The sequence below is a fragment of the Comamonas testosteroni TK102 genome (assembly GCF_000739375.1).
Taxonomy (GTDB): Bacteria; Pseudomonadota; Gammaproteobacteria; order Burkholderiales; family Burkholderiaceae_C; genus Comamonas; species Comamonas brasiliensis.
In genome coordinates this window covers 2,399,738-2,418,930 of sequence record NZ_CP006704.1, presented here as the reverse complement: position 1 = coordinate 2,418,930, position 19,193 = coordinate 2,399,738, and the positions used below count along the sequence as shown (strand labels likewise).

The window sequence follows — 19,193 nt, the reverse complement described above, 5'->3', positions numbered from 1 at the left end:
TTGCAAAGTGTTCACTGGTTTCTCATTGGGCTCGTTGAGCCACATCAATCGTCGCGAAGAATGCGCTCGCCTTCCTGTTCCACGCTCTCGAACTGGCCACGGTAAACGGCCCACCACAAGGCGGCCACAATGGCCATGACCAGAACTACCGACAGCGGAATCAGCACATACAGAATGTCCATCAACGGCCTCCTTGAATCAGTGGCATGACGGCGCCCCGCGACGCAAGATGCGCAGAGGCGGACGCGTTGCTATCAGCAACCTGCAGCGGCAACGCACGTGCAAGACGGGCTGCGTTGGCGACGACCAGCAAGGAGCTCAGCGCCATGCCGAGCCCTGCCAGCCAGGCAGGCATCCAGCCCATCAGGGCCAGAGGAATAGAGATCGCGTTATAGGCTGCTGCCCAGCTCAGGTTCTGGCGCACCACGGACAAGGTCCGCCGGGCCAGCAACAGGCTTTGCAGCACTAACTCCAGGCTGTCTCCCAGTACCACGAAGTCTGCTCGTGATTGTGCCAGCGGCACTGCATTGCCAAACGCAAAAGAGACATGCGCTCCGGCTAAAACTGGCCCGTCATTCAGGCCGTCGCCAACCATGGCGACCTTGTGCCCCGCCACCTGTGCGGCCTGCAGGGCGGCCAGCTTGTCCTGCGGTTGGCAATCGCCCTGCGCAGTCTCGATCCCCAGCCTGGCAGCCACCGTCTGCACCGCTGCCGAGCGGTCTCCCGAGAGCAGTTGCACGCTGACGCCATGGCGCCTGAGATCGGCAATGACCTGGGCCGCTTCGGGACGCAGGTCCTCGCTCAGGTGGAACTGCGCCAGGGGCAGCCAGCCAATTTGCGACTCCTCGGCCAGCATCACGCTCTGACCCGGCTCATGCGGTGCCAGCTCGGGCACGCCGCAATGCGCGGCCGAGCCCAGACGAAGATGGCGGCGCAAAGCGGTATTGCTGCGCGCCTGCACCCAGACATCGAGGCCGCTGCCGGCAACTTCCTGGATGGAGTCCAGCAGCCATGCGCTGGCAGGCAGTTCGACCACCTCGGCCGCCTGCGCCAGGGCCCTGGAAGCGGGATGCATGGACTGACGCGCCAGCAAGGCGGCCAGCGCCAGCAGGTCATCAGTGTTTTGACCTTCAGCGGGTGTCAGCGCGCGCAGCACCAGACCATCGCGCGTCAGCGTTCCGGTCTTGTCGAACACCAGCGTATCCACGGCGGCCAGCGCCTCCAGCCCCTGCAGATTGCGCACCAGCACGCCGCTGCGCGCCAGGGTGCCAGCCGCCGTCAGCATGGCCACGGGCGTGGCCAGTGAAAGCGCGCAGGGGCAGGTGACGATGAGCACGGCCACGGCCACCATCATGGCCTTGCCCGGGTCGGCAGGCCACCACCAGATGGCCGCAGCCAGCGCCGCCAGCAGCACCACGACAAGGAAAGGACGAGCCACCCTGTCAGCCAGCTGGGCCAGGGTGGGCTTTTGCAGCGAAGCGCTTTCCATCAGATTCACGATCTGCGCAAAGCGGGTGCCCTCCCCCACGCTATCCACGCGCACATCGACCACACTGTCCAGGTTGTAGCTGCCGGCGGTGACTGCATCGCCCTGTGCACGCAGAACAGGAGTCGATTCGCCGGTCAGAAGAGCCTCATCGGCATGGGTAGTACCGCGCAGGATCCGGCCGTCTGCGGGGAAAGCCTCGCCCGTGAGCACACGCACCACATCGCCCGCGCACAGTCGACGTGTGGCCACACGCTCGAACTCGCCCGATTCAGGCTGCTGACGCAGCACCGAATCCGGCAGACGGTTCATCACGGCTTCCAATGCACCGGCCGTGCGGTCACGCAGGCGCAGCTCCAGCCAGCGCCCCGTGAGCAGGAAAAACACAAACATGGTCAGCGAGTCGAAGAAGACTTCCTGACCAAAGGGACCGGAGGGATCAAAAGTGCCCAGCGTGCTGATGACAAAGGTGATCAGCATGCCTATGGCCACGGGCAGATCCATGCTCACGCGGCGCTGGCTGATGTCCTTGAGCGCGCTCTTGAAGAAGGGGCCGCAGCAAAACAGCACCACGGGCAAAGAAATCACCCAGGAAGCCCAGCGCAGCAAGGTCTCCATCTCCAGCGACAGATCGCCGGGACGCGCCGTGTAGGCAGGCCATGCATACATCATCACCTGCATCATGCACAGGCCGGCCACCAGCCAGCGCCACAGGGCACGGCGCGTCTCGGCCTGGCGCAGCTCGCGCGCAAACGCATCGCGCGCGGGCAGGGCCCGATAGCCGGCACGCGTGATGGCGTCCATCCATTGCGATGGAAGCACCTGGGCAGGACGCCATTCGACGCGGGCTCGACGCGTTGCGGCACTGACTTCGGCGGCCTGCACTCCGGGGACGGCTCGCAGCGCCTCCTCGATGGTCAGCGCACATGCAGCACAGTGCATGCCCTCCAAAACCACAAAGGAATCCCACACCGGGGATTCGGTCGCGTTCTCGGAGATTGGAGCCTTGGAACTCTGGCCTGCGGGACGGCCAAACGAGCTCCATTCTTGCGGATCGTCCAGCAGATGGCTGTGCATCTGGGACGAGTTCAGGAAACCGGTGTCAGCAACAGCACGCTCTGCCGCGGAAGGCTGGACAGTAGTGTGTTGGGACATGTTTCAAGCGTAACTACGGCAGATGATACCCACCTTGACATTAATCAACTGTTAACTGCCCAATCGACATATGCTTGTATCCACAACGCATACAACCTGAAGGAGAAAGCTATGTACAACCGCATTTTGATTGCTACTGATGGCACTGAACTCTCGGACAAGGCTGTGCATGCAGGCCTGGATCTGGCCGCTTTGTGCGGCGCCAGCGTGATTGCGCTCAAGGTTGTGTCGCACTATCCGCGCAGCTATCTGGAAGGCAGCGATTTGCTGGACATCAAGGAAGCCAAGCGCATCGAAGAGCAGTGGACCAGCCAGGCCCAGACCCTGCTGAACGGCGTCAAAGCCTTCGGCCATGAGCGCAAGGTCAATGTCACCACCGAAATCGCCCACTCCGATCTGGTAGCCGAATCCATTGTGGAAGCGGCCAAGAAGCACGACTGCGACCTGATCGTCATGGCATCGCATGGCCGCAAGGGTCTGCAGCGCCTGCTGCTGGGCAGCGAAACCCAGCATGTGCTGACGCACTCGCCCGTGCCCGTGCTGGTGCTGCGCTGATGGACTTCAGCTGAGCCGCCTCGCGGCTTCGCCTTGAGAGGACGGCGCCTTGCCAGGTGCCTCTGATATGCAATGAGACAGGCCGCCCGGAGGCGGCCGTTTTTTCACTCCCAAATTAAAAGCAGCTTGCGCACAAGCTGCTTTATTTTTAGGCCGATTCAATACTGAATGTGCCTGCCAGACTGCGAAAACAGCTCACTTTTCAGGAGTCAAGTCAAAAGACAAGCGCCTGGAATGTGGCCAATAGTGCAGCCAAAAACCAACGCCTGCCGCCCGGCTGGAGCCGCCGGGCTGCGGCCGGGTTCAGGAGAACTCTTGCTGATACTGGTCGCGCAGCAGCTTCTTCTGGACCTTGCCCATGGTGTTGCGCGGCAAGCTGTCCACCACATAGCAACGCTTGGGCACCTTGAAATTGGCCAGCCTGGCCTTGAGCAACTCCAGAATCTGCTGCCCGTCCAGCTGCGCGCCCTTGCGCGGCACGATGACGGCAACGCCCACCTCGCCAAAATCCGGGTGCGGCACGCCCACCAGGGCGCTTTCGTCCACGCCGGCCAGATCGTTGATGAAGCCCTCCACCTCGGCCGGATAGACGTTGTAGCCGCCCGAGATGATCAAGTCCTTGCTGCGCCCGACGATGCTGAAATAGCCGCGCGCATCCTGCATGCCTACGTCGCCGGTCTTGAACCAGCCGTCGGCCGTGAACTCCTCGGCGGTCTTCTCCGGCATGCGCCAGTAGCCCTTGAAGACATTGGGACCCTGGACTTCGATATTGCCGATCTCGCCTGCGGGCAGGGCCTTGCCGTCGTCGCCATGAATGCGCACGCCCACACCCGGCAGCGGGAAACCCACGGTTGCGCCGCGGCGCTCGGCCTCGTTGCCGTAGCGCGCATCGGCCTGATAGGGGTTGGAGGTCAGCATGATGGTCTCGCTCATGCCGTAGCGCTCCAGGATGGTGTGGCCGGTACGTGTCTTCCAGGCGCGGAAGGTCTCGATCAGCATGGGGGCCGAACCCGAGATGAAGAGACGCATGTGCGCGGCCATGTCGCGGTCCAGCCGAGCGTCGGCCAGCATCCGCACATACAGGGTCGGCACGCCCATGAAGACGGTCGCATCCTTGAAGCGCGCCATGACGGCCTCGGGCTCGAAGCGGGAAAACCAGATCATGGGACTGCCGTTGAGCAAGGCCCCGTGAATGGCCACAAACAGGCCATGCACATGGAAGATGGGCAGCGCATGAATCAGCACATCGCCATCCTGCCAGCCCCAGTAGACCTTGAGCGTGGCCGCATTGCTCAGCAGATTGCCGTGGCTGAGCATGGCGCCCTTGCTGCGCCCCGTGGTGCCGCTGGTGTAGAGAATCGCCGCCAGATCGTCGGTGCGGCGCGGCACGACCTGGTGCTCGTCGCTATGGTGGGCCGCGCGCTCCAGCAGGCTGCCCGTGCGGTCGGTGCCCAGGGTGTAGACATGGCCCACACCGTGGTTGAACGCAATCTTGGACACCCAGCCGAAACTGCCGGGTGCGCAGACCACCACGGCCGGCTCGGCATTGGTGATGAAGTACTCCATCTCTGCGCTCTGGTAGGCCGTGTTCAGCGGCAGGAACACATGGCCGCTGCGCAGCGTGGCCAGGTAGAGCATCATGGCTTCGACCGACTTTTCCACCTGCACCGCGATGCGGCTGCCCTCGGGCAGATCCAGCGAGGCCAGCAGATTGGCCATGCGTGCACTGCCATGCTCCAGATCGGCCCAGGTGTAGTAGAGGCTGGAGCCATCGGGCTCGATGGCCTCCACGGCATTTTTCGTCAGATCCGCAGGAAACGCAGCGCGCAGCGCGCTGAAAAGATTGGCTTGAGACATGTCGGTGATCGTGATGCTGTCGGTGAATGCAAAAGGTCCGGGGCCATCATAGGCCCGGCCCCGGCCTGCCCGGCGGGAGCAGGCACTGAAAAGATGCGCCCGTCAAAACGGGCGCCCGGCAAAGGCCGCTCCGCTTGGCGGCGGGGTCAGGAATCGATCTTCACATTGGCCGCCTTGACCACATGCGCCCAGCGCTGGATCTCGCTTTGCACCATGGCGGCAAACTGCGGCTGGCTCAGCTGCCCGTAGTCGGCGCCATTCTTGGCCCAGGCCGCCTTGATGTCCTCGGCGGCACCGATCTTGCGCACCTCGTCCAGCATCTGCTGCTGCACGGCGGCTGGCGTGCCCTTGGGCGCCCACAGCCCATACCAGGTGGTGACGGTGAAGTCCGGCAGGCCGCACTCGGCCGCGCAGGGCACATCGGGAAAGGCAGGGTTGCGCTTTGTGCCGGCCACCATCAGCGCCTTGATGCGGCCACCCTTGATGTGCTGGGCCGACGAGCCCAGGCCGTCGAACAGCATGTCCACATTGCCGGCGATCAGGTCCTGCAGCGCCGGTCCCGCGCCCTTGTAGGGAATATGGGTGATCTGGGTCTTGGTCTGCAGCTTGAACAGCTCACCCGCCAGATGGTGCGAGGACCCCGGCCCTGCGGAGGCATAGTTGTATTTGCCGGGGTTGGAGCGCAAGTCCTGCACCAGTGCCTGCAAGGTGGCATGCGTCACCTTCTTGGGATTGACCACCACGACCTGTGGCACGCTGGCCAGCAGCGCCAGCGGGATGAAGTCGCGCTCCAGGTCGTAATCGAGCTTGGGATAGACCGAGGGCGCAATCACATGATGGGTGCCGCCCATGAAGAAGTTGTAGCCGTCGGCGGCGGACTTGGCCGCAATACTGGCGCCCAGCGTGCCGCCTGCGCCGCCGCGGTTGTCTATCACCAGGGTCTTGCCCGAGGTCTTGGCGAACTGTGCAGAAAACGGCCTGGCAAAGGTGTCGGTACCGCCGCCGGCAGGAAAAGGCACGATCAGGGTGACCGGCCTGGTCGGCCATTCCGATGCACCGGCCATTCCCGTCCAGCCCGATGCTCCGGCGGCCAGCAGCGCCCCTGTCGACCGAAGCAGCGTGCGCCGCTGCAAACCCACGCTCTTTGCCCAAGAATCCCGCATGTATGTCTCCTCTGCTCGTCCAGTCAGCAGCTCGGCTGCAGCCGGACTTGTGGTTGGGAGACGCAGCAGCAAAAGCCGGCTCAGGCTGTGCGCAGCGCGGGTCGCGATGCACTCATCCCTTGCACAGCGATTCGATCTCCGAGGAAACGGGAATCTTGCTCTGCGCCAACAGGCTGCGGTGCTTGTCCAGGCGCTTCAGGTCATACAGATAGTTGACCATCAGCCCCATGGATTGCTTGAGTCCCTTGGACGACAGGTCTGCCGCCCAGTTCAGGCGCTCCACGCGCGCACCGTTGCCAAGGTGAAAGCGTGCCACGGCATCCAGCGGACGGCCCTTGGCAGTTTCCCGACCCAGATAGCGCGCAGCGCAAAACATGGCGGCCTGACGCACCACCGATTTCTCCGGCAGCGAACCTGGATCGTCCAGCGCAGCCAGCAATTGCGCAGCGCTCACTCCTCCGGCGACTTTCTCCAGGGCTGCCTTCTGTTTGTCGTCCAGCTCCGCCAGTGCCGCATCGCCGTTCTTGCTCAGCCAGCTGCGCAGTCCCGGAATGGGCGACAGCGTGGCGAACTGCTTGAGCTTGGGGAACTCTTGCGTGAGCGTCTCCACCACATGCTTGATCAGCGAATCGCCAAAGCTCACGCCCTTGAGTCCGGTCTGGGTGTTGCTGATGGAATAGAAGATGGCGGTATTGGCCTTGGCCAGATCGGCTGCCGCTGCGGCCTCGTCCAGCAGCGGCGCCATGCTGCCCGCCATCTTGTCCAGTAGTGCCACCTCCACAAAGATCAGCGGCACATTGGGCATGCGCGGGTGAAAGAAGCCATAGCAGCGACGGTCGCTGTCGAGGCGATTCTTGAGATCGGCCCAGCTGCGGATATCGTGCACGGCCTCGTACTGGATCAGCTTCTCCAGCAGCGATGCCGGCGAATCCCAGTTCAGGCTTTTGAGCTCCAGCAATGCCACATCGAACCAGCTGGAGAACAGATGCTCCAGCTCGGCATCCAGCGCCACATAGTGCTGCTCCGCCTTGGGCAAGGCCAGCAGCTCGGCGCGCATGTCGACCAGAAAGCCCATGCCTCCCTTGGGCTGGGCAAAACGCTGCAGCAGCCGCGTGCGCGATGAAACCAGGGCGCGGCGCAGGCTCATCTCGGCCTCGCTGCGCTCCACATCGCTGCCCGCCTTGTCATAGCGCTCGCGCGCCGCCTGCAGGGCCTTGGCATCGGGGCCGAACTTTTCGATCGCCAGCAGCCAGAAGTCCTTGCGCACGGGCGCCTCGGCCTTGCCATACCAGTCCATCAGCACCTGAGCGTGACGACCGCCCTCCACGTCGCTGAGCGCGGTATCGGCCACCTGCTGCATGTCCTGCAGCAAGCGGCGCAGCTCGCGCGGCGACAGCGCCTCCCGCCCGCGGCGCAAGGTGGCCTCCAGGCGTTGCGCCAGCGGTCGATGCTGGCCGTCGCCCTTCTCGCCCTCGGCGCCACGCACCCACAGCTTGGTTTGCTCAATCCACTCGGCTGCCCAACCCATAAGCATCTCCTTGTTCCTGCACCATCATGCTCTCATTGAAGAAGCAGATACCGCAATTGCAGTAACGCTTTGAGCCATTATGTGCAGTTTTCATGCCACATATAGTGCCGCAAAAAAAACGCAGACCGAAGTCTGCGTTTTCCAGGGTTTGACCATCAGGCCGCCGTCCGCTGAACCACGTAGGCCTGGCGCTTGCCGCACCACACCCACATGAACACACCGGCCACGATCATGGGCAGGCACAGCCACTGGCCCATGCTCATGCCCAGCGACAGAATGCCCAGGAAGTCATCGGGCTCGCGGAAGTACTCGGCAATGAAACGGAAGGCGCCATAGCCGATCAGAAAGACCGCCGCGACCTGGCCGGGCTTGCGTTCCTTGCGCGCATACAGCCACAGAATGATGAACAGCAGCAGTCCTTCCATCAGAAACTGATAGATCTGCGAGGGGTGACGCGGCAGCATGGAGCCGCTTTGCGGGAACACCATGGCCCAGGGCAGATCGGCACTGGCAAAACGCCCCCAGAGCTCGCCGTTGATGAAATTGCCGATACGGCCCGCAGCCAGGCCCGTGGGAACGCAGGGCGCAACGAAATCCGCGACTTCCAGCCAGTTGCGCTTGCGCGAGCGCGCAAACCAGATCATGGAGCCGATGACGCCCAGCAGGCCGCCGTGAAAGCTCATGCCACCCTGCCAGACGGCAAGAATCTCCAGCGGATGCGAGAGGTAGTAGCCGGGCTTGTAGAACAGGCAATAGCCGATGCGCCCGCCCACGACCACGCCGAGCACGCCGAGAAAGAGAATGTCCTCCACATCCTTGCGCGCCCAGGCACGCTCGCCCGTCATGTATTTGAATGGAGGGTGGTGCAGTCGGCGCGTGCCTAGAAACAGGAACAGACCGAAGGCCACCAGATAGGTTATGCCATACCAGTGCACGGCCAAAGGGCCAATCTGCACGGCTACAGGATCAATGTGCGGATACATCAGCATGTCAGGCATTGTGCCGCAGGCCGATGACGTTTCTGCAAAACTGCATGCCCCGAAAACGCTGCCAGGCCTTATTCGCCGATTCAGAGACCTCGGCGACGCCAAACCCGGCCTGGATGACAGCGGCATCCGGCACAGGCAGCACTCTCCCCAACCTCAATGCGGCCTGTCCGCCGCCAGGCCCTGTTCGCGCACGGCCTTGGCCGTCTCCTCCATCATGGTCCCCAGGCGCTGCGCCGTGCCGCCCAGGACATGCACGCCCATGGCCTGCAGACGCTCCTGCACGGCCGGCTCCTGCAGAGCCGCATTGGCAGCGCTGTTGAGCCGGCTCACCACGGCCTGTGGCGTGCCGGCCGGAGCAACGATGCCGAACCAGGTGATGGCCAGATCGTTGAGCGCGGAATGACCCAGCTCCCTGAACGTGGGCACCTGCGGCAGGGCCGGCAGGCGCTCCTGTGCGGCCACGGCGAACGGAACCAGGCGGCCCGCAGCCAGATGCGGAGCCGACGAGGGGTACTGATCGCTGAGCACCTGGGTCTCGCCCGACAATGCGCCGCTGATCACCGGCCCCTGTCCCTTGTAGGGAATGTGGTGCAGCTTGAGCTTGAGATCGGCATTGAGGCGCTCGGCAATCAGATGACCTATGGAGCCGATTCCGGCCGAGCCGATATTGAACTGGCCCGGCTTGCTGCGCGCAAGAGTGAGGAACTGGGCATAGTTCTGCACGCCCATATTCGGATGCACGGAGAACACCGACGGAATGGACGCCAGTGCGACCACCGGCACCAGGGCCTTGGCAGGATCTATGCGTGCCGACTGGGGCAGCATGATGGGATTGACCACCAGCGTGCTGATGGTGCCCAGGCCTATCGTGTAGCCGTCAGGCGCGGCATGGGCCACGGCCTCGGCACCGATGAAGCCGCTGGCGCCGGAGCGGTTGTCGACCACCACGGGCTGACCCAGAGTCTGGTGCATGGCATCGGCAACCAGGCGCGCCACGATATCGGTGGAGCCTCCGGGCGTGAAAGGAACCACCAGACGCACGGGACGCTGCGGATAACGCCCTTCTGCCGCCTGCGCCGTCAATGCCCCCAGCAAGGCCAGCAGCCCTGCTGTCTTCAACAAGAAGGAGGGGCGGACAGCGAAAGACATGGAGATCACTTTCTGGCAAGACAATAAAAACAGCCGCGCGACTTGCGTCGGGCGGCTGTGGGATTGTCCGTCAGCAGGCAAGGCCCGCGCTGACGAAATGACGAAACAAACGTAACTTAGTCGTCGAGCAGCGACAGATCGCGCACGGCGCCGGTGTCGGCGCTGGTCACCAGCTTGGCATAGGCCTTGAGGGCTGCCGAGACCTTGCGCGGACGGGCCTGGGCAGGCTTCCAGCCCTTGGCATTCTGCGCTTCACGGCGACGTGCCAGCTCTTCGTCACTGACCAGCATGTTGATGCTGCGGTTGGGAATGTCGATGCGGATGATGTCACCGTTCTGCACCAGGCCAATCGCGCCGCCGGCGGCCGCCTCGGGCGAGCAGTGGCCGATGGACAGGCCGGAGGTACCGCCCGAGAAGCGGCCGTCCGTCAGCAGCGCACAGGCTTTGCCCAGACCCTTGGACTTGATGTAGCTGGTGGGGTAGAGCATTTCCTGCATGCCGGGGCCTCCCTTGGGGCCTTCGTAGCGCACGATGACCACATCGCCAGCCTTGACCTTGTCGGCCAGGATGTTGGCCACGGCCTCGTCCTGGGACTCGACCACATGGGCCGGACCTTCGAACACCAGAATCGACTCGTCCACGCCTGCGGACTTCACCACGCAGCCGTCCAGCGCGATGTTGCCGCGCAGCACGGCCAGGCCGCCTTCCTTGCTGAAAGCGTGCTCGTAGCTGCGGATGCAGCCTTCGGCGCGATCCAGGTCCAGGCTGGGCCAGCGGGTGTTCTGGCTGAACGCCACCTGCGTGGGAATGCCGGCCGGACCGGCCATGTAGAAGTGGCGCACAGCCTCGTCCTGCGTGCGCATGATGTCCCACTGCTCCAGCGCATCCTTCATGGTCTTGGCGTGCACCGTGGGCACATCGGTGTGCAGCTTGCCGGCGCGGTCCAGCTCACCCAGGATGGCCATGATGCCGCCGGCGCGGTGCACGTCTTCGATGTGGTACTTGGGCGTGTTGGGCGCCACCTTGCACAGCTGGGGCACGACGCGCGAGAGGCGGTCGATGTCGGCCATGGTGAAATCGATGCCTGCTTCCTGGGCGATGGCCAGCAGGTGCAGGATGGTATTGGTGGATCCGCCCATGGCGATGTCCAGCGTGATGCAGTTCTCGAACGCCTTGAAGCCCACGGAGCGCGGCAGCACGCTCTCGTTGTCGTTCTCGTAGTAGTCGCGCGCCAGCTCGACGATGCGGCGGCCGGCGCGCAGGAACAGCTCCTCACGGTCGGCATGCGTGGCCACCACGGTGCCGTTGCCCGGCAGTGACAGGCCCAGGGCCTCGGTCAGGCAGTTCATCGAATTGGCAGTGAACATGCCCGAGCAGGAACCGCAGGTCGGGCAGGCGGAGCGCTCCACCTCGGCCACTTCCGCATCGGAATAGCGCTGGTCGGCCGCGATCACCATGGCGTCCACCAGGTCCAGCTTCTTGAACTCGATGGTCTTGGTTTCGGGGTTGGCCAGCTTGGTCTTGCCGGCTTCCATGGGGCCGCCGGAGACAAAGATCACAGGAATGTTCAGGCGCATCGCGGCCATCAGCATGCCGGGGGTGATCTTGTCGCAGTTGGAGATGCACACCAGCGCGTCGGCGCAATGGGCATTGACCATGTACTCGACCGAGTCGGCGATCAGGTCGCGGCTGGGCAGCGAATACAACATGCCGTCATGACCCATGGCGATGCCATCGTCCACGGCGATGGTGTTGAACTCCTTGGCCACGCCGCCGGCCTTTTCGATCTCACGCGCGACCAGTTGCCCCAGGTCCTTCAGGTGCACATGGCCGGGCACGAACTGGGTGAAGGAGTTGGCAATCGCAATGATGGGCTTGTCGAAATCGCCATCTTTCATGCCGGTGGCACGCCACAGGGCGCGCGCACCGGCCATGTTGCGGCCGCCGGTGGAGGTTTTGGAACGGTATGCGGGCATGGGGTTCGCTATAGGACGTTATCGGGAAAGGATTCTCCGGATTATGGCCCAGCGCCGCCGCACGGCGATGCCTAGCCCATGGCGCGCTGTCAGGCAAAACCTCGGTGGGGCATCGTCAATCGCGATGCCTTGTTCGCTGCTCAGCGACGTCGCTGACCGGGTGCCATGGCCTGCTTCTGGCGATCGATGCGCTCTTTCTTACGCTGGTCCATCTTCTCCATGGCCTTGCGCTTGGTGTAGCCCGACGCGTCGGCCCAGGCCCACCAGGCGGCGGCCGCGCCATACACAGCCAGAATCGGCCACCAGCTCCAGGCACCCACAGGTCCGATCTCCGCGAGCTTGAGCAGCGACAACACGATGGCGAGTCCTAGCAGATACATATTCCCTCACTTTTGTTCATTTTTCCCAACATAGCGTGCACTAAAGAGTACACAAAGCAAGCACTACAATGGGCCAAAAGATCAACCTTAACCCTGCCTCCTGGAACTCATGATGAAGCAATTTGTGATCGCTTTCGCTCTTTCTGCCGCGGTTGTGGCTCCTGCAATGGCCGACCAGGCTCTGGCGCAGTCCAAGAACTGCATGGCCTGCCACGCCGTGGACAAGAAGCTGGTCGGTCCCGCCTTCAAGGAAGTGGCTGCCAAGTATGCCGGCCAAAAGGATGCCACCGACAAGCTCGCTGCCAAGGTCATCAAGGGCGGCTCCGGCGTCTGGGGCCCCGTGCCCATGCCCGCCAACCCCCAGGTGAATGAAGCCGATGCCAAGAAGCTGGTGGCCTGGATTCTGACGCAGAAGTAATCTGCCACTCCCACGCAGTGCAAGCTGCCAACAAAAAAACCGCATGCCAGCCATGCGGTTTTTTGTTTTCAGGCTACCGCCCTACCGGGTGACGATGGGGAAGTCGGGACGGCTGGCATCAAACAGCTTCAGGAATGCCCCCAGCGCAGCACGGTCACCCTCGATTTTCATGGCTGCTGGCGCTTGCCCTTCCTTGGCAGCTCCGGACAAAAGCTTCAGGAATGTGGGTCGGGTGAGGCTCAGCGACACATCCGCGCCATCCTGGGCTGGCGCCTTGCGGAAATGCAGCACCGCGTTTTCAAGCCAGATCACATAGCGCTCGCCCACATCATCCAGCGCCAGATTCATTACAAAGCGCCTGTCTGCGGCCTTGACTGCGTCCAGCCGTGTGGCCAGCACTTCGAGAAAACGCTCGGTCGGAATCTGCGTCGTCATCTCGGCCATGGCCGATACATCCCTGGACATGGGCGCCACACCCTGGCGCAACTCCAGCGCCGCCGTCAGATAGCTGTTGCGCCAGGTGGCAGACTCGGCGCGATAGCCCAGCTGCTCATGGCAGCGGGCCAGCAGCTCTTTCGCCACCGCGTTGTCCGGCTCGGCAAACACCAGTTGCTGCAGCAGCTCCACGGCCCAACGATAGTCGCCCTGCTCGGCCGCTGCACTGCCTTGCTCCAGCACCTTGGCTGTGCCACCCAGCGCCGCCACATATTTCTGCGCCTTGAGCTTGGGCGGCAGCGGATCCAGATTGGCTGGGTTGCCATCGTAATTGCCGAGGTAGAACTGATAGATGGCTTTGACGTTATGACGCAGATCGCCGTAGTAGCCACGTCCGCCCCAGAAAGCCGCCAGCGACGACGGCAGCTTGATCTGCTCGGCAATCTCGGCAGGCTGCAGCCCCTGGTTGATAAGGCGCACAGTCTGATCATGCATGAACTGGTAGAGATCGCGCTGACGGCTGATGAAGCTGGCAATATGCGCCTTGCCCCAGACCGGCCAGTTGTGCTGGTTGAACAGCACCTCCGCATCGCCAGCCTGCTCCAGCAGCTTTTGCAGATAGGCAGACCACTGCAAGGCATCGCGCACCTTGGCACCGCGTATGGGCAGCAGATTGTGCATGGTCTGCGCCAGAATCTCGGCCCCTCCAAAGGCCTTGTGCTCCGGGATGCTGAAAGTCAGCTCGGCAGGGGCCTCGGCCCCGGGCATGTTGTGAAACACGAAACGCACGCCGTCCAGCATCATCTCCTGGTCGGCCCTGTCCACACTGACCGTGGGGGGCAGAATGCCCATATGGCCGCTGACCAGGCTCTTGCCCAGGCCCGTGTCCACATTGCCCGTCGGCGACAACGGCAGCCGCGTGCCGAACTGGTAGATGGCGCGCCGCGCCATTGCTGTGCCCACGAGCAAGTTCTCGCTGGTGGCCTCGTTCATGAAGCCCGCAGGCGCCACCACGGGCACATTGCGCCGCGCCACTTCCGCGGCGCTGATGACTCCCAATGCACCGCCAAAATGATCTGCATGGCTGTGTGTGAAGATCAGCGCCGTCACCGGCTTGTTGCCCAAGTGCTGGCGCGCAAATGCCATGGCGGCTGCTGCAATCTCGCGGCTGGTCAGCGTGTCCACCACAATCCAGCCAGTCTTTCCCTCGACCAGGGTGATGTTGCCTATGTCAAAGCCGCGCAGCTGGTAGATACCGTCGCTGACCTTGAACAGCCCCGCCTGGGCATTGAGCCGGGCATGGCGCCAAAGGCTGGGGTTGACACTGTCGGGCGCGGTGCCCTGCACAAAATCAAAGGAGGCAAAGTCCTTGAGCAAGCGACCACCGGCGTCCCGGACCTGGCCCGAGGGTCTGGCAATCAGGCCTCGCTGCGCATCTTCGCGATCCTGAGCAGCATCAGGCGGCAGGCTTTGAGCAAAAGTGGCCAGCACCTCGCGCGTGGCACTGCTGACCTGGCCTGCCTGCAGCGAACCTGCGTTTTGCGGATCGGCAGAAGGTGCTGCGCAGCCAGCCAGCATGCCAGCGGCAAGCAATGCGGTAGCACCGGCTTTGGGGGTGAGCCGAAATTCCATACATGTCTCCTTTTGTTATAGCGGTCAGCGCCTGATGGATCTACGTCAAAGCCCAAGAAGGCTTCAACTCCGCCGAGGCTGCTGTCACATTCTGGGCAGCGCCATGCATTGCGTCCAATGCATAGTCTGAGAAATTTCAATGCATTGAACTCATCACCATGGACATACGCCGACTGCAGCATCTGGTCATGCTGGCCGACAAGGCCAATTACGCTCGTGCAGCCGAGCAGCTGCATCTGAGCCAGCCCGCACTGACGCGCAGCGTGCAGGCGGCGGAGGAGGAATTTGCGATGAAGCTCTTTGAGCGCGGTGCGGGAGAGGTTCGTCCCACGGCAGCTGGCCAGTTTGTACTGGAGCGCGCCCGTGAGCTGGTGCGCCAAAGCCACAATCTGCAGCGCGATGTGCAGCTCTATCGAGATCGGCAGATGGGGGACACGGCCTGCGGCTTTGGCCCGTTTCCGGCTCAGTTCCTGCTGCCACCTCTGCTGCAACAGGCCCGTAAAGCCTTTGCTGCAGTACATGTGCGCGCCATCATGGGAAACTGGCAGCAATTGCTGCAGCGCCTCAAGGACGATGAGATCGAATTCTTCGTGGCCGAAACCCGTGAGCTGCCCGCTGGCAGCGACTGCACGGTACGCGCCTTGCCCACCCAGCCCGGCGGCCTGTATGTGCGCAGCGGCCATCCGCTGCTGCAGTCCGCGCATACCCATTTCACGCTGGCCCATTTGCATGCCCATGGCCTGGCTGCCGTGCGTCTGCCCCAACCCGTGCGCGATGCCTTATGCGCCCAGCTGCAGCTGGGCCATGACAAGAATCTGCTGGCGGTGGAGTGCGACGATGTCAACAGCCTGATCCAGCTGACGCTGCACACCGATACCGTGCTGGCCGCCATCGAACCTGCGGTGCGTCCTTGGCTGCAAGGCGGACAGCTACAGGCCGTGAGGGTGCGACAGGTGCCGGCCATGACTTCGAGCTATGGCGTGGTCTGGCAGCGCGGGCGCAGCCTTTCGCCCATGGCGCAGTGGCTGGTGCAGCAGGTTTGCGAGCTGGCGGCACAGGCATGAAAAGTGACGCCCCACGCTAGCCCACTGCTTGTTGCCGCCTCTTGCCTTTGAACAGCCTGGGGATCATAAAAAAAGGCCCCTGAGGGCCTTTTCTGGATTCACAGCCTGGGCTTGTGAATTACGCATCACGCGAAGCACGCTTGCGGTCGTGCTCCTTCAGGTGACGCTTGCGCACGCGCAGGCTGGTGGGGGTGATTTCCAGCAGCTCGTCGTCTTCGATGAATTCCACACCGTATTCCAGCGACAGGTCGATGGGAGGCGTGATCTTGATCGCGTCTTCCTTGCCGCTGACGCGGAAGTTGGTCAGCTGCTTGGTACGCGTGGCGTTCACCACCAGGTCGTTGTCGCGGCTGTGGATGCCGATGATCATGCCTTCGTACACGGGATCGCCGGCCTTCACGAACATGCGGCCACGGTCGTCCAGCTTGCCCAGGGCGTAGGTGAAGATTTCACCGTCGTCCATGGAGATCAGCACGCCGTTCTTGCGGCCGCCGATGTCGCCCTTATGGGGTTCGTAGCTGTCGAAGATGTTGGCGATCAGACCGGAACCACGTGTCAGGTTCAGGAATTCGTTGGTGAAACCGATCAGGCCGCGGGCAGGGATACGGTATTCCAGACGGACGCGACCGCGGCCATCGGGTTCCATGTTCACCAGCTCGCCCTTGCGCTCGCCCAGTGCCTGCATCACGCCGCCCTGGTGGCCTTCTTCGATGTCGGCAGTCACCAGCTCGATGGGCTCGTGCTTTTCGCCGTCGATCATCTGCATCACGACGCGGGGCTTGGACACTGCCAGCTCGTAGCCTTCGCGACGCATTTCTTCCAGCAAGATGGTCAGGTGCAGTTCACCACGGCCGGAGACTTCAAAGATACCGTCTTCGTCGGTTTCCTTGACGCGCAGAGCCACGTTGGAGCGCAGTTCCTTTTGCAGACGGTCCCAGATCTGGCGGCTGGTCACGAACTTGCCTTCACGACCTGCCAGGGGCGAGGTGTTCACGCAGAAGTTCATGGTCAGGGTGGGCTCGTCAATCTTCAGCATCGGCAGAGGCTGGGGATTGACCGGGTCGGTGACGGTTTCGCCGATACCGATGTTTTCGATACCGCTGATCAGCACGATCTCGGAAGGACCGGCTTCGGTGGCCTGCACGCGATCGATACCCTGGAAGGTATGCACCTGGTTGATCTTGCCGCTGTAGGTCTTGCCGTCAGGACCGGCCATCACAGCCACTTGCTGACCGGGCTTGAGCGTGCCCTGGGTGATGCGGCCCACGCCGATACGACCCACGAAAGTGGAGTAGTCCAGAGCGGAGACCTGCAGCTGCAGGGGAGCGCTGGCATCGCCTTGCACGGAAGGCACATGGTCGAGGATGGTGTCGAACAGGGCGGACATGTCCTCACCCCACTTGGCACCGGGCTCGCCCTCTTCCTTGGACGACCAGCCGTTGATGCCGGAGGCGTAGACCACGGGGAAGTCCAGCTGCTCGTCGGTGGCGCCCAGCTTGTCGAACAGGTCGAAAGCGGCGTTGATCACCTTGTCGGGGTTGGCACCGGGCTTGTCCACCTTGTTCACCACCACGATGGGGCGCAGACCCAGGGCCAGAGCCTTCTTGGTCACGAAGCGCGTCTGGGGCATGGGGCCTTCCTGCGCATCGATCAGCAGCACCACGCCGTCGACCATGGACAGGGCACGTTCCACTTCACCGCCGAAGTCCGCGTGACCGGGCGTGTCGAGAATGTTGATGTGGGTGTCCTTCCAGGACACGGCACAGTTCTTGGCCAGAATGGTGATGCCGCGCTCACGTTCGATGGCATGGTTGTCCATCACGGTGTCGACGACTTTTTCGTGCTCGGCAAAAGTGCCGGACTGGCGCAGCAGCTGGTCCACCATGGTGGTCTTACCGTGGTCAACGTGCGCGATGATCGCAATGTTGCGGATTTGTTTGCTCATAATGTTTCCAAAATGCCGCTTGCTTGTGGACGCGGCGTTCCTTCCAAAATTTGTTGAATTTCTAGCGGACTGAGCAGGCGCTCGGGAATCAATTCCCCGCTCGCCACACGGCCTACCCCTAAAAGGGCATGCGGGCGCTCACCATACACCGCCACGGCCGGGGCATCCGCCCAAGACCCTCGACGGCGCAAGCCTGATAGAAAGCGTCCTGCATCCTCTTCACCCAAGGTAACGACGGCATGACGATGCAGCAGGGTATCCACAGGCTGGACCTGCGCGATGCGCTCTTCATCGTTCATGGCTTCCAGCGCCTGCAGCGTCACGCAGCGCGACACCTCAAGACCGCCGGTTTCCACACGGCGCAGAAAACGCAAATGGGCGCCGCAGCCCAGGGCCTCGCCCACGTCTTCGCCCAATGTGCGGATGTAAGTGCCCTTGCTGCAGGTCACTCTCATCTTGACGGCCGGATGCCCCTGATCGTCCTGCACCAGCGTCAGATCCAATGCATGAATGGTGACATCGCGTGCGGGGCGCTCCACTTCCACGCCCGCACGGGCGTATTCGTAGAGTGCCTTGCCGTCCTTTTTCAGCGCACTGTGCATGGGCGGCACCTGCTTGATGTCGCCCGTGAACTGCGCCTGCACCTGCGCCAGGCGCTCGGGCGTGATGGCAGCCAGATCGACGGCACGCTCCAGCACCACATCGCCCTCGGCATCGGCCGTGGTCGTGGTCTGGCCCAGGCGGGCAATGGCTTCGTAGGTTTTCTCGGCTTCAAGCTGAAGCTGACTGAATTTGGTGGCAGCGCCGAAACACAGCGGCAGCACGCCACTGGCCAGCGGATCAAGCGTGCCTGTATGCCCGGCCTTTTCGGCGCGCAGCAGCCACTTGACCTTCTGCAAGATGTCGTTGCTGGACCAGCCCAGCGGTTTATCAAGCAGCAACACCCCATGCACAGGGCGCCGCTGCACCCGGGTGCGAGGGGCGTTCATGTGCTTATTCCTGTTCGGGTCCGCGCGACGCCACAGCCTTGGCGATCAAGGCGTTCATGTCGGCAGCGCGCTCTGTAGTGCGGTCGTAGACGAAATGCAGCGTGGGCACGGTATGAATGTGCAGACGCTTGAACAGGCCGTTGCGCAGAAAGCCCGCGGCCTGATTGAGTGCAGCCAGCGTCACTTCGGGATCTCCGACGAGCACGCTGAAGAACACCTTGGCGTGGGCATAGTCAGGAGTCACCTCCACGCCTTGCAGCGTGACCATGCCGACGCGCGGGTCCTTCAACTCGCGGGCGATCAGCTCCGACAGATCACGCTGGATCTGGTCGGAAACTTTGAAGCTGCGGTTGGGTGCAGCAGATTTGCGTTTGGTTGCCATGAATAAAAAAGGAGCTATTTGCGCTTGCTGAACAAGGAGTTCAAGGCGTTTTCAGCCTCAAACCCTTGCGCAACAGGCGCTAGCAGCTAT

The 19,193-nt window shown here is 62.8% G+C and carries 16 protein-coding genes; 3 read left to right on the top strand and 13 right to left on the bottom strand.

What is annotated here, in order from left to right:
* Window positions 1-44: 44 nt before the first annotated feature.
* Entirely contained in the window at window positions 45-182 is a 138-nt protein-coding gene (ccoS, locus tag O987_RS10990; RefSeq protein ID WP_003056328.1) for a cbb3-type cytochrome oxidase assembly protein CcoS, read from the bottom strand.
* A complete protein-coding gene (locus tag O987_RS10985; RefSeq protein WP_043372183.1) occupies window positions 182-2,563 on the bottom strand; it encodes a heavy metal translocating P-type ATPase in 2,382 nt (793 codons plus the stop codon). Before O987_RS10985 ends, ccoS begins: the two co-directional genes overlap by 1 nt.
* 189 nt (window positions 2,564-2,752) lie before the next feature.
* Here O987_RS10985 and O987_RS10980 point away from each other — a divergent pair, with 189 nt between their 5' ends.
* The gene (locus O987_RS10980; protein WP_003056331.1) at window positions 2,753-3,196 is read left to right on the top strand and encodes a universal stress protein; all 444 of its coding nucleotides are present in this window, start codon (window positions 2,753-2,755) and stop codon (window positions 3,194-3,196) included.
* A 303-nt stretch (window positions 3,197-3,499) separates the two neighbouring features.
* Here O987_RS10980 and O987_RS10975 read toward each other — a convergent pair whose 3' ends face one another.
* The 7 genes from O987_RS10975 to O987_RS10945 all read right to left on the bottom strand — a co-directional run bounded on the left by O987_RS10975 (window position 3,500) and on the right by O987_RS10945 (window position 12,238).
* Window positions 3,500-5,053, bottom strand: a complete 1,554-nt coding sequence (locus tag O987_RS10975) for a malonate--CoA ligase (protein ID WP_003056333.1) — start codon at window positions 5,051-5,053, stop codon at window positions 3,500-3,502.
* 146 nt (window positions 5,054-5,199) lie between these two features.
* Window positions 5,200-6,216 carry a Bug family tripartite tricarboxylate transporter substrate binding protein gene (locus O987_RS10970; protein ID WP_003056335.1) on the bottom strand — a complete coding sequence of 339 codons (1,017 nt, stop codon included), beginning with the start codon at window positions 6,214-6,216 and terminating at the stop codon, window positions 5,200-5,202.
* A 112-nt stretch (window positions 6,217-6,328) separates the two neighbouring features.
* Window positions 6,329-7,744 carry a malonyl-CoA decarboxylase gene (locus O987_RS10965; RefSeq protein WP_043372180.1) on the bottom strand — a complete coding sequence of 472 codons (1,416 nt, stop codon included), beginning with the start codon at window positions 7,742-7,744 and terminating at the stop codon, window positions 6,329-6,331.
* A gap of 155 nt (window positions 7,745-7,899) precedes the next feature.
* Entirely contained in the window at window positions 7,900-8,742 is an 843-nt protein-coding gene (gene lgt, locus O987_RS10960) for a prolipoprotein diacylglyceryl transferase (protein WP_003056339.1), read from the bottom strand.
* A 144-nt stretch (window positions 8,743-8,886) separates the two neighbouring features.
* On the bottom strand, window positions 8,887-9,882 hold the full coding sequence (locus O987_RS10955; protein ID WP_043372178.1) for a Bug family tripartite tricarboxylate transporter substrate binding protein: 996 nt from the start codon (window positions 9,880-9,882) through the stop codon (window positions 8,887-8,889).
* Window positions 9,883-9,998: 116 nt separating this feature from the next.
* Window positions 9,999-11,858 carry a dihydroxy-acid dehydratase gene (gene ilvD, locus O987_RS10950; RefSeq protein WP_043372176.1) on the bottom strand — a complete coding sequence of 620 codons (1,860 nt, stop codon included), beginning with the start codon at window positions 11,856-11,858 and terminating at the stop codon, window positions 9,999-10,001.
* A 140-nt stretch (window positions 11,859-11,998) separates the two neighbouring features.
* On the bottom strand, window positions 11,999-12,238 hold the full coding sequence (locus tag O987_RS10945) for a TIGR04438 family Trp-rich protein (RefSeq protein WP_003056345.1): 240 nt from the start codon (window positions 12,236-12,238) through the stop codon (window positions 11,999-12,001).
* Between the two features lie 109 nt (window positions 12,239-12,347).
* Between O987_RS10945 and O987_RS10940 the strand changes: the two genes are divergently transcribed.
* Window positions 12,348-12,656, top strand: a complete 309-nt coding sequence (locus O987_RS10940) for a c-type cytochrome (protein ID WP_419177855.1) — start codon at window positions 12,348-12,350, stop codon at window positions 12,654-12,656.
* 81 nt (window positions 12,657-12,737) lie between these two features.
* Here the strand turns inward: O987_RS10940 and O987_RS10935 are convergent, their stop codons facing one another.
* Window positions 12,738-14,723: an alkyl/aryl-sulfatase gene (locus O987_RS10935; protein ID WP_043372173.1), complete on the bottom strand. Its 1,986-nt coding sequence runs from the start codon at window positions 14,721-14,723 to the stop codon at window positions 12,738-12,740.
* A 158-nt stretch (window positions 14,724-14,881) separates the two neighbouring features.
* Between O987_RS10935 and O987_RS10930 the strand changes: the two genes are divergently transcribed.
* Window positions 14,882-15,787 (top strand): LysR family transcriptional regulator, encoded by a 906-nt coding sequence (locus O987_RS10930; protein WP_003056349.1) that lies wholly within the window; start codon window positions 14,882-14,884, stop codon window positions 15,785-15,787.
* Window positions 15,788-15,905: 118 nt separating this feature from the next.
* Here the strand turns inward: O987_RS10930 and typA are convergent, their stop codons facing one another.
* From typA to rbfA, 3 genes are read right to left on the bottom strand one after another with little or no spacing between them, the layout of a single operon-like run.
* Window positions 15,906-17,732, bottom strand: a complete 1,827-nt coding sequence (gene typA / locus O987_RS10925; RefSeq protein ID WP_003056350.1) for a translational GTPase TypA — start codon at window positions 17,730-17,732, stop codon at window positions 15,906-15,908.
* A complete protein-coding gene (truB, locus tag O987_RS10920) occupies window positions 17,729-18,721 on the bottom strand; it encodes a tRNA pseudouridine(55) synthase TruB (protein WP_003056351.1) in 993 nt (330 codons plus the stop codon). Before truB ends, typA begins: the two co-directional genes overlap by 4 nt.
* Before the next feature lie 4 nt (window positions 18,722-18,725).
* A complete protein-coding gene (gene rbfA / locus O987_RS10915) occupies window positions 18,726-19,103 on the bottom strand; it encodes a 30S ribosome-binding factor RbfA (RefSeq protein ID WP_003056352.1) in 378 nt (125 codons plus the stop codon).
* Between the last annotated feature and the right edge of the window lie 90 nt (window positions 19,104-19,193).